This window comes from Sphingomonas sp. AC435 (assembly GCF_979253005.1).
Genome location: NZ_CEEDCJ010000001.1, coordinates 431,012 through 441,601, shown reverse-complemented (window position 1 = coordinate 441,601; position 10,590 = coordinate 431,012). Strand labels below are relative to the sequence as shown.

The window sequence follows — 10,590 nt, the reverse complement described above, 5'->3', positions numbered from 1 at the left end:
AGCGAAGACACCCCTCCGTCAGGCCTTTGGCCTGCCACCTCCCCTTGCAGGGGAGGATCGGGAACTTACGTCCCCGCGGCCTTCAACGCCTTTTCCAGCGAGGTCCAGGTGATGCCGTCGATCTTTTCGCCGTTGATCAGCAGCGTCGGCGTGCCCGACACCGTGCCGTCCTGGCCCTTGGTCTGGGTCTGCTTCGTCAGCGCGTCGATCCGGCCCATATCGGTCAGGCACGCGCGCGCCTTCGCCTCGGGCAGGCCGCGCTGCTTCATGAAGTCGATGATGCCCATCTGTTCGGCGAACAGCAGGATCGCCTGTGCGGGCGGCGCGGCCTGGATGCGCTGCTGCACGTCGGCGGGCATCGTCTGCCACTTGCTGGTGAAGGCTTCCTGATTGGCGTACATCTGCTCCAGCACCGGGAAGAAGGTCGCGGTGCCGCCGCACGCGCCCAGCAACGCCGGCGGCAGGTCGGCCGCGCCGTGGATCAGGAATTCGCGGAACTCGAAGCTGACTTTGCCCGACTTGACGTGCGTGCCGATCAGCGGCGTGTACGCCTCGTCCGCCAGTCCCTTGCACGCCGGGCACAGTCGCGATCCGTATTCGACCAGCTTGATCGGTGCGTTCGGATTACCGATCACCATGCCCTCGTCGGTTTTCGCGACCGTCTGCGTCCAGTCGCCGCCGTTCGGCGCGGCCTGCGCGGCGACGGGGGCGGCATTGGTGGAATTGCCGCCGCTGCCCTGACCCGAACAGGCCGCCAGTGCGAGGAGCGGAAGAAGGAACGCGAGCTTCATGGGGTACTCCTATTTCGCGCCCTTGGCGCGCAGAACGGGTTCCAGCTTCGCCCAGTCCACATTGGGGACCAGCGTGCCGTCGACATAGAAGGTGGGGGTGCCCTGCACCTCGGCGGGAACCGACGCATTGAGCTTGGCGACCGAGTCCAGCGCACCCTGTGTCGCGAAACAGGCCGCGACCTGCCGCTCGGTCAGGCCGTTCGCCTTACCGATCGCGGTCAGCCCCGCGCCATCGGCGATGCGCCGGAACGCGAGCGGCTTCGCCAGCTTGTCCAGCGCCTCGCCACTGCCGCGCAGGAACGTCTCGCCGGTGGCCATCCACGTCTCCTGAGCAGCGAAGATCGCCGCATGCCGCGCCGGGAAGCCCGCCGGCCCGCCGCACCGCGCGATCGTCACCGCCGCCAGGTCGAGCGCGTCGCGCACCAGATGCCGGATCGTCAGGCTGGTGGAGCCGGACCGGACCATCTGGTTCTTCAGCACCGGCGTCGATTCGGCGGTGAAGTGGCCGCAATGCGGGCACGTATAGCTGACATATTCGGTCAGCTTCACGCGCGCCGTCGGGTTGCCGATCGTCCACGCGCCGTCCGCACCGGCAGTGACGTTGGTCGACCAGTCACGGGCCGGGAGGGCGGCGGCAAGCAACACGAGCGGCAGGACGGCGAACCAGCGCATCACGACACCTTGGGCAGGCCGCGGGTGGCGGCGACGCCCGCGGCGAGGGATTCGAGCACGGCGCGCAGTTCGGGATCGGCGATCGCCTTGATCCCCTCGCCCATTTCCGCGGGCACGGGCTTCAGCGACGGCGGCGCGGCGCGGCGGGGGGCAGGGGCGATGACCTCGCCCTGCCGGATCTGCACGCGCGCGACGGCGGCGTGGCCGAAGAAGCGGTTCACCCGCTCGATGATCTCCGGCACCACATGTTGCAGCATCACCGCATGCGCGCCCTTCACGGTCAGCGTCAGCGTTCCGTCCTGCTTCTTGCCGACCGGAAAGCGGATCGACTCGGGCGCGGACGCGGAGGCGAGCCGTTCGCCGACGATCTCCGGCCAGCGGCTGACGATCGACGACTGGACGAAGCCGAACTTGCGGAACGCGGCACCGCCGATGTCCGGCAACAGCTCGGACACGGCACGCGACCGATTCGATCGCACGGGTTCTGGTTTGGGGGCGCGGACGCGCTTGCTCATGTCCGCCGCCATGCCATAGCGATCGGGTGGACGCAAAGCGCAGTTCGATCTCGAAGAACCTCCTGACGTGGTACGACGCGCACCGCCGCGTCCTGCCGTGGCGGGCGTTGCCGGGAGAGGTGCCCGACCCGTACCGCGTCTGGCTGTCGGAGGTGATGCTGCAACAGACCACGGTCGCCGCGGTCCGCCCCCGATTCGCAGCATGGGTGGCGCGCTGGCCCGACTTCGGCAGCCTCGCCGCTGCCGACGACGCCGATGTCATGGCCGCCTGGGCGGGGCTTGGCTATTATGCCCGGGCGCGCAATCTGGTGAAGGCGGCGAAGGCCGTCGTCGCGGATCACGACGGAGCCTTTCCCCGCACCGAGGCGCAACTGCGCACGCTGCCCGGGCTGGGGGCCTACACCGCTGCCGCAGTCGCGGCGATCGCGTTCGGGGAGCGGGCGGTGGTGGTGGACGCCAATGTCGAACGTGTCGTCGCCCGGCTGTTCGCGATCGACACGCCACTGCCCGCCGCCCGCCCCGCGATCCGCGTCGCCGCCGATACGATCACGCCGGACGCTCGCGCCGGCGACTTCGCGCAGGCGATGATGGACCTCGGATCCGGCCTGTGCACCGTGCGTGCGCCGAAATGCCTGCTCTGCCCGTTACGCGAAGACTGCGCCGCCTTCGCGGAAGGACAGCCGGAGCGCTTGCCCCGCAAAGCCGCCAAGCGCGCCCGGCCCCAGAAATATGGCACGATCTTCTGGCTACGACGCGGTGACGCGGTGCGCCTCGTCCGGCGTCCGCCTAACGGATTGCTGGGCGGCATGCGCGCGCTGCCGACCGGGCCGTGGGCGACGGAGCCACCCGCGCTCACGGACGCGCCCGCCGCCGCCGACTGGCGCATCCTGCCGGTCACGATTCGCCACGGTTTCACGCACTTCGATCTGGAATTGACGCTGGCGGTCGGCGTCGGGGAAGCGCAGGAAGACGGCGAGTGGTGGCCAATCGCCGACCTGTCGGCGGCCGGCTTGCCGACCCTGTTCGCCAAGGCCGCGGAGGCGGTCATCGAAACAACGACCGCGGAGGCGGTCATCGAATCAACGGCCGCGGAGGCGGTCATCGGGAGAGACGTATGAAGTCCTGGCTGTTGCTGCCGCTGATCGCCCTGTCGTCCCCCTCGCTGGCGCAGGTCGCAGCCCCGCAGCCGACGCCGGCACCGATAACGCCTGCGCAACCCTCCGGCCGGACGCTGCTGACGGCGACGCAGGCGCTGTTCGACGGGTATGTCCGCGACGACAAGATGCCCGGCATCGTCGCTGCGTTCGGCGTCGGCGATCGTCCGCCCGTCTACGTGCAGGCGGGACGCATCGCCGACGAGGCGACCGCCCCCGCCACGGGTCCCGATTCGCTGTGGCGCGTCTATTCGATGACCAAGCCGATTACCGGCATGGCCGCGATGCTCCTGATCGAGGAGGGCAAGCTCAAGCTCGACGATCCGGTGTCGAAATACATCCCGGCCTTCGCGAAGATGCGCGTACTGACCAATCCGCAGGCCAGCCTCGACTCGGTGCCCGCGAAGGCGCCGATCACGATCCGCCACCTGCTGACGCACACCGCCGGTCTCAGCTACTCGATCGTCGCGAAGGGGCCGCTGCTCGCCGAGTATGAGCGGCTCGGCCTGCTGCCGCTGGAGGTCAACGGCGCGGCGGAAGCGAAGATGAAGCTCGTCCGGCCGAAAACGCTGGCGGAGTTCGCAAACCGCGTCGCGACCGTGCCGCTGATCGCGGAGCCGGGTACGACGTGGAGCTATTCGGTCGCGCTCGACGTGCTGGCGCGCGTCATCGAGGTGGCGGGCGGCATGCCGTACGACCAGTTCCTCCAGACGCGGTTTTTCACGCCGCTCAGGATGCCGGATACCGGCTTCTTCGTGCCGACCCGCAACCGGGCGCGGCTCGCCACCAACTACACGATCGTCGGGGAACAGCGCGTACCGCTCGATCCCGGCGCGACCTCGATCTACCTGTCGCCGCCCAGCTTCCCGTACGGTGGCGCGGGCCTCGTCTCGTCGGCGCACGACTATGATCGCTTCCTGCACATGATCGCCGCGCGCGGCACGGTCGACGGCGTGCAGGTGATGAAGCCGGAGACGGTGGCGCTCGCGACATCCAACCTCTTGCCACCGGGCGTCTTCTTCGAGGGCGATCAGGGGTACGGGGCGGGCGGATCGGTGCGGCTGACCGACAAGCCCGGCGGCTCGTCGAAGGGCACCTATGCCTGGGGCGGCGCGGCGGGCACGCTGGCCTGGGTCGATCCGGTGCGCAATTTCCGCGCGACGGTGATGGTCAATTACTTCCCCGGCACCGCCTATCCGCTGGCGAGCGATGTCGGTGGCGCCCTGTTGCAGGACATGCAGCGGCTCCACGGCGGCAATCCGCCGCGGTGAGCGATCGGATGGTGACGAAGATGATCGGGTTTACCGGTGGCACGCTCGATCGGGGCGATGCGCTGCGCCACGATGCGATTGGGCTGGCGGCGGCGAAGGCCGATCCGCGCGCGCGACTGCTGGTGCTGGACGGTTACACGCCGGCTTATGACGGCGATCGGCTTGCGTGGACGGCCCTGCCGCAGGACGGCTCCGAACTGGCGCTGCTCGGCCTGGACCGCGACGGCGTACCGCACTTCGCGACGATCACCGGCGAGCGTGCGAAGGGGCGGTCGTTCGACCTGATCGCCGCGCTGCACGACCTCGCGCCCGGCGAAGCGGCGACCTATGCCGGTGCACGATCGCTGCTCGACTGGCATGCGCGCCACGGCTTCTGCGCCAATTGCGGATCGGCAACGGCGCCCTTCCGCACCGGCTGGGGGCGCGCCTGTCCGACGTGCGGAACGGAGCATTTCCCGCGCGTCGACCCCGTCGTCATCATGATCGCCGAGCATGACGGTCGAGCCCTGCTGGGACGCCAGCCTGCCTTCCCTCCCGGCCGCTATTCCGCGCTGGCCGGCTTCCTGGAACCCGGCGAATCGGTGGAGGAAGCCGTCGCGCGGGAGATCGGCGAGGAAGCGGGCATCGCCGTCACCGACGTCCGCTACGTCGCCAGCCAGCCCTGGCCATTCCCGTCTTCGCTGATGATCGCCTGCACCGCTCGCGCGCTCGACGACCGCATCACGCTCGACACGAACGAGCTGGAGGACGCGATCTGGGTGTCCCGTGACGAAGTCCGCGCAGTGCTCGCCGGGGAGAAGGGCCCCTTCCTGGCGCCGCCGGCCTACGCCATCGCGCATACGTTGCTGTCGGTGTGGGCCAACGCGACATCCGCCAAGCCCTGAGTCCACGCGCCGCCTCCGTCATTGCGAGCGTAGCTAAGCGATCCCGTCCCGCGCTCGCGGCTTCGGCCAGTCCCGCGCTCGCGGCTTCGGATCGCCAGGTCTCGCAGTCTCCCTCACGGACAAACAAGCGGGTGCGTCCGACCCGTCACGCCGTGTCGTACCGGCCTTCCTTGCTCTCGATGCTGATCTGCATCTGCTCCAGCAAGGCGAGCGAGCGGCGCAGGACCGTCTTCGACTCCTTGTTCTCGCTCGCGCTTTCCTCCTTCACCTCGCTCGCGCTCTCGATCGCCTCGATCGCCTGCGCCTTGGTCAGCGCGCCGTTGTCGATCAGGCTGTGGATCAGGCTTTCGATCAGCAGCAGCGCTGCCTGCCCCTGCGCGTCCGGCTTTGGATTGGCGTCGTGCTGGAACGAGGAATCTTCGGAGGAGTTCGGGTTCGGCATGCTCGTCTCTGGTTCGGACCACATTGATAATGCTGGAAGAACACCGAAGTTGCGTGCCCGTCAAGCGATCCGCCGGACGGGTCGTCAGCCGCGTGCGCGCGCCTGACGGTAGGTGCCCAGCACGCGCAGCCATTTGCTGTGGAAGCCCAGTTCCTCGATGGCATGATCGAAGTTGGGATCGCCCGGACGCCCATCGACATCGGCCATGAATTCGGTCGCCGCGAAGCTGCCGCCGCGCTGATAGCTTTCCAGCTTGGTCATGTTGACGCCATTGGTCGCAAAGCCGCCCATCGCCTTGTACAAAGCGGCGGGGACGTTCCTCACCTCGAAGATCAGCGTCGTCATCCACGGCCCCTCGCCCGTCGCAGGCCGACCGCCGCGCGCCAGCGTCACGAAGCGCGTCATGTTGTGGTCCGCATCGGCGATGTCGGTCGCCAGCAACTCCAGCCCGTACAGCGCGGCGGCGGCCGGTGGGGCGAGCGCGGCGACCGTCGCATCGCCCAGCTCCGCCACCCGTGCCGCCGCACCGGCGGTGTCCGGATAGGCGATCGGCTCGATGCGCCGCGCCTTCAGCCAGTGGCGGCACTGGCCCAGCGCCTGCGGATGGCTCATCGCCTGGCGGATTTCGTCGATCGGCCCCAGCGCCATCAGCGCGTGACGGATCGGCAGGAAATGCTCGCCGGTGATGACCAGCCCCGATTCGGGCAGCAGGAAGTGCATGTCGGCGACACGACCGTGCAGCGAGTTCTCGATCGGGATGACGGCACAATCGGCGCGCCCCTCCTTCACCGCGTCGATCGCATCGGCGAAGTCGAAGCAGGGCAGGGGCAACCCCTCCGGGAATGCCTGCGCGGCGGCGACATGGCTGTTGGCACCGGGAGCGCCCTGAAAGGCGACGGCACGATCGGGCTCGGCGGCGGCGGCGGCGGTCATCGCCGCGACCAGCGCTTCGGCGGGGGCGGCGAAACTCTGCATGGGCGCTGGCGTTAGGCCGTCAGGGCGGTCGCGATCAAGCGCCGCTTGCGGTCGACGCTAGGCTTTCCTAAGGACGACCCAAATATTCTGGGGCAAAAGATGGACCTGAAGACCAACACGATCGCGGGCTGGGCGCTGGGCGCGGGCATCGTCGCGCTCGGCTCTGCGATCGTCGGCAACATGCTGTTCGAGGGGCATCGCCCGGAAAAGATGGGTTACGCGATCGAGGGCGTCGAGGAAGCCGGCGGCGGCGAGGCCGCAGCGGTGCCGATCGCGTCGCTGCTACCGACCGCCGACGCGGCCAAGGGCGCGGAAGTGTTCAAGAAGTGCGCGGCCTGCCACACCATCAACCAGGGCGGCGCGAACGGCGTCGGCCCGAACCTCTACGCCACGATGGGCGAGGCGATTGCGCAGGGTAAGGGCGGCTTCGCCTTCTCGGACGCGTTGAAGTCGGTCGGCGGCAATTGGGACTTTGACAAGATGAACGCGTGGCTGACCAGCCCGCGCAAGTTCGCGAACGGCACGAAGATGACGTTCGCCGGTCTCGGCAACGCGCAGGACCGCGCGAACGTGATCCTGTATCTGAACCAGCAGGGTTCGAACCTGCCGTTGCCCGCCGCGCCCGCGGCTGGTGCGGCTGCGCCCGGTGCTGCACCCGCTGAAGGCGACGTTGCGCCCAAGGGCGAGAACGCCGAGGAAGTCGGCGCGCGCGGCAACACCGCCGATATCGGCAACACCGGCACCCCCGCCAGCGGCGCACCGTCGATCGATCCGGAAGCGGCTCGCAAGGGTGCTCGCACGGAATAACCCGACGCTGCGAACATGACGAAGGCGCGTCCACCTGTCGGTGGGCGCGCCTTCGTCATGTTCAGGGTGGCGCTGTCCTACACGCGGGCAAACGGCTATACGCCTGTGATCCCGCGAAGAAGGGCCGGGATCGGACGGTGTCGAAACGTCGCGTTGGACTAACCTTAGCCTAACCTTCCGCCGCATCTTCCTGACGCGCGCGCTCCTCGTAGAAGTTGCGGACCACGTCCCATGCCTCTTCGGCGGTTTCGACATAGGTGAAGATCGACAGGTCGCGCTCGGACACGACGCCCTCCTCGACCAGCGCCTCGAAGTTCACGACCTTTTCCCAGAATTCGCGACCGACCAGCAGTACCGGGATCGGCGCGATCTTGCCCGTCTGGATCAGCGTCAGCAGCTCGAACAGCTCGTCGAACGTTCCGAACCCGCCCGGAAATGCCGCCAGCGCGCGGGCATGCAGCAGGAAGTGCATCTTGCGCAGCGCGAAATAGTGGAACTGGAGCGACAGGGCGGGGGTTACATAGGGGTTCGGCGCCTGTTCGTGCGGCAGGACGATGTTCAGCCCAACCGACTCGGCCCCGACGTCGTGCGCGCCGCGATTGGCGGCTTCCATGATCGACGGACCCCCGCCGGAGCATACGACGAAGTGCCGCCGCCCCGCTTCGTCGCGCGGCAGCCGGCTGGTGATCTGCGCCAGTTCACGCGCCATGTCGTAATAGCGGCTCTTATCGACCAGCCGCTCGGCGATCTTCCGGCTCTTGTCGTCGGTCGCCATGTCCAGCATCGCCTGCGCCTTGGCCGGCTCCGGTATGCGCGCCGATCCGTAGAAGACGAAGGTGGAGGCGATCTTCGCCTCCTCGAACAGTAGTTGCGCCTTCAGCAGTTCGAGCTGGAAGCGCACCGGGCGCAGATCCTCGCGAAGGAGGAAATCCATGTCCTGGAACGCGAGTTTATAGGCGGGGCTCTGCGTCTGCGGCGTGTGGACGACGGCTTCGGCGCTCTCCGCATCCTGCTTGGCACGGGGGAAGACGCGGGACGGTACGCGGGTGTCGGTCATCGCCTCCGATTAGCGGCAGAAGCGCGCGCCGTCATCCTCCAGATGCAGGTGGTTTGCATGCGCTGCGTTATAATCGGGGGATAAAACGGTACCGAACCGGCGGCAGGCGGATGCGCGCATCTGGCGAAGATAGTTGCGCGTGACCTCGTCCGCGGAGTTCCAGTCGCGCAGCACGCTGATCCGCCGTCCGTCCTTCAGCACGAAGCCGCCGACATCGACCGCATTGGCGAGCGCGTGCCCCGATCGCCGGTCGCCACCGCGCGTGGAGCCGACGACGTTGCGGCAGGCATAGGTGCCCATGCCCTCGACGCGCGCCAGTTCCGACCCCAGCATCTGGTACGCACCCGGCGCGACTGCATTCCTGATCCAGCCGGCAAAGGCGCGCGCGGTGCCACAGCGCATGGCGGTGATGCCGGTCACGGGCACGCCGATGTCGGTCAACTGCACCGCCCCGAACACGCCGCAACCCTTGCCGTAATCCCTGTCGGGCAACACCCGGAAGTCGACGCCCTCGCGCCGCAGGTCTGCGAGACATTGCGCGGTTTCGCGTGTCGAGGGTCGTGTCGGTTCGCGCGGGCCGCCCGGCCGTTGGGTCCGTCCGCACGCGGAGAGCAGGAACAGTGCGAACAGAACGGTGACGACCTTCATCCGACTATCATCGCGGGTCGAACGGACGATGTCAGCCCCTTGATCGAGGTTGACTCCCCGCGGATCACCGCTAGGGCCGTCGGCGGGCCACGCCGTCCCAACGCGGCGCGTGCTCTCTGTGAGGAGAGATACATTGACGGATACCGTGACCGCCCCCGACGTTCGGGGTGCGCAGAAGCCCGCTACCAAGCCGGCTCGCCCCTTCTTCAGCTCCGGCCCTTGCGCCAAGCCTCCGGGCTGGGACGCTGCCAAGCTGGCCACCGCATCGCTGGGTCGTTCGCACCGGTCGAAGATCGGCAAGCAGCGGCTGCAATATTGCATCGACCTGATGCGCGCCGCGCTGAAGCTGCCCGACACGCACCGCATCGGCGTCGTCCCCGGTTCCGACACCGGCGCATTCGAGATGGCGATGTGGACGATGCTCGGCGCGCGGCCGGTCACGACGCTGGCGTGGGAGAGCTTCGGTGAGGGCTGGGTGACGGATGCCGTCAAGCAGCTGAAGATCGACCCGGCCGTCATCCGTGCCGATTACGGGCAGCTGCCCGACCTGACGCAGATCGACTGGTCGACGGACGTACTGTTCACCTGGAACGGCACCACGAGCGGCGTCCGCGTTCCCAACGCCGACTTCATCCCGGACGACCGTGAAGGGTTGAGCTTCGCCGACGCTACGTCGGGCGTATTCGCCTATGACATCGACTGGGCGAAGATCGATGTCGCGACGTTCAGCTGGCAGAAGGTGCTGGGCGGCGAGGGCGCGCACGGCGTTTTGATCCTCGGCCCGCGTGCGGTCGAGCGGCTGGAGAGCTACACGCCGGCATGGCCGCTGCCCAAGGTGTTCCGTCTCGTGTCGAAGGGCAAGCTGGCCGAGGGCGTGTTCAAGGGCGAAACGATCAACACGCCCTCGATGCTCGCCGTCGAGGACGCGATCTTTGCGCTGGAATGGGCCAAGAACCTCGGTGCGGACGGGCTGATCGCGCGGTCGGATGCCAACGCCGCTGCGCTCGACGCCATTGTGGCCGAGCGCGACTGGTTGGGCCATCTCGCCGCCGATCCGGCCAGCCGGTCCAAGACCAGCGTCTGCCTGACCGTCGACGGTGCGGACGAGGCGTTCATTAAGGGGATGGCGTCGCTGCTGGAGAAGGAAGGCGCGGCATTCGACATTGCCGGCTATCGCGACGCGCCGCCGGGCCTGCGCATCTGGTGCGGGGCGACGGTGGATACCGCCGACATCGTCGCGCTCGGGCCGTGGCTCGACTGGGCCTACGCGACCGTCAAGGCGGGCTGATCCCAGACACGTCACCCCGGCGAAAGCCGGGGTTTCCCTCCATATTCCGTGCGCTGGCCGCACGAGATCCGGGCGTTCGCCGGGAT

General features: G+C 68.2%; 12 protein-coding genes. 5 read left to right on the top strand and 7 right to left on the bottom strand.

The annotated features are described in order from the left end of the window. Positions 1-65 precede the first annotated feature (65 nt). Genes AC0CH8_RS02020 through AC0CH8_RS02010 form a run of 3 tightly spaced genes read right to left on the bottom strand, consistent with a single transcriptional unit; the run spans position 66 to position 1,990 of the window. Positions 66-791: a DsbA family protein gene (locus AC0CH8_RS02020; RefSeq protein WP_465238470.1), complete on the bottom strand. Its 726-nt coding sequence runs from the start codon at positions 789-791 to the stop codon at positions 66-68. A 9-nt stretch (positions 792-800) separates the two neighbouring features. Beyond that, positions 801-1,463: a thioredoxin domain-containing protein gene (locus AC0CH8_RS02015; RefSeq protein ID WP_465238469.1), complete on the bottom strand. Its 663-nt coding sequence runs from the start codon at positions 1,461-1,463 to the stop codon at positions 801-803. Continuing rightward, the gene (locus AC0CH8_RS02010) at positions 1,463-1,990 is read right to left on the bottom strand and encodes a DUF721 domain-containing protein (protein WP_465238468.1); all 528 of its coding nucleotides are present in this window, start codon (positions 1,988-1,990) and stop codon (positions 1,463-1,465) included. Before AC0CH8_RS02010 ends, AC0CH8_RS02015 begins: the two co-directional genes overlap by 1 nt. A 14-nt stretch (positions 1,991-2,004) precedes the next feature. Between AC0CH8_RS02010 and AC0CH8_RS02005 the strand changes: the two genes are divergently transcribed. The 3 genes from AC0CH8_RS02005 to nudC are packed head-to-tail and all read left to right on the top strand — an operon-like array spanning position 2,005 to position 5,287. Next, entirely contained in the window at positions 2,005-3,096 is a 1,092-nt protein-coding gene (locus AC0CH8_RS02005) for an A/G-specific adenine glycosylase (protein ID WP_465238467.1), read from the top strand. Further along, positions 3,093-4,403, top strand: a complete 1,311-nt coding sequence (locus AC0CH8_RS02000; RefSeq protein ID WP_465238466.1) for a serine hydrolase domain-containing protein — start codon at positions 3,093-3,095, stop codon at positions 4,401-4,403. The genes AC0CH8_RS02005 and AC0CH8_RS02000 overlap by 4 nt, the downstream gene beginning before the upstream one ends. 20 nt (positions 4,404-4,423) lie before the next feature. Further along, positions 4,424-5,287 carry an NAD(+) diphosphatase gene (nudC, locus tag AC0CH8_RS01995; RefSeq protein ID WP_465238723.1) on the top strand — a complete coding sequence of 288 codons (864 nt, stop codon included), beginning with the start codon at positions 4,424-4,426 and terminating at the stop codon, positions 5,285-5,287. A 145-nt stretch (positions 5,288-5,432) separates the two neighbouring features. Here the strand turns inward: nudC and AC0CH8_RS01990 are convergent, their stop codons facing one another. Continuing rightward, complete coding sequence (locus AC0CH8_RS01990; RefSeq protein ID WP_465238465.1) at positions 5,433-5,729, bottom strand: hypothetical protein; 297 nt, start codon at positions 5,727-5,729, stop codon at positions 5,433-5,435. An 84-nt stretch (positions 5,730-5,813) separates the two neighbouring features. Continuing rightward, positions 5,814-6,704 carry a prephenate dehydratase gene (locus tag AC0CH8_RS01985; protein WP_465238464.1) on the bottom strand — a complete coding sequence of 297 codons (891 nt, stop codon included), beginning with the start codon at positions 6,702-6,704 and terminating at the stop codon, positions 5,814-5,816. A gap of 99 nt (positions 6,705-6,803) precedes the next feature. Here AC0CH8_RS01985 and AC0CH8_RS01980 point away from each other — a divergent pair, with 99 nt between their 5' ends. Continuing rightward, a complete protein-coding gene (locus AC0CH8_RS01980) occupies positions 6,804-7,511 on the top strand; it encodes a c-type cytochrome (protein WP_204199268.1) in 708 nt (235 codons plus the stop codon). A 169-nt stretch (positions 7,512-7,680) separates the two neighbouring features. Here AC0CH8_RS01980 and AC0CH8_RS01975 read toward each other — a convergent pair whose 3' ends face one another. Both AC0CH8_RS01975 and AC0CH8_RS01970 read right to left on the bottom strand, forming a co-directional pair. Then, positions 7,681-8,568, bottom strand: a complete 888-nt coding sequence (locus AC0CH8_RS01975) for an LOG family protein (RefSeq protein ID WP_204199269.1) — start codon at positions 8,566-8,568, stop codon at positions 7,681-7,683. A 9-nt stretch (positions 8,569-8,577) separates the two neighbouring features. Then, positions 8,578-9,216: an extensin-like domain-containing protein gene (locus tag AC0CH8_RS01970; protein ID WP_465238463.1), complete on the bottom strand. Its 639-nt coding sequence runs from the start codon at positions 9,214-9,216 to the stop codon at positions 8,578-8,580. A gap of 133 nt (positions 9,217-9,349) precedes the next feature. On the opposite strand from AC0CH8_RS01970, the gene AC0CH8_RS01965 reads away from it, so the two are divergent. Next, positions 9,350-10,504: a phosphoserine transaminase gene (locus AC0CH8_RS01965; RefSeq protein ID WP_465238462.1), complete on the top strand. Its 1,155-nt coding sequence runs from the start codon at positions 9,350-9,352 to the stop codon at positions 10,502-10,504. Positions 10,505-10,590 lie beyond the last annotated feature (86 nt).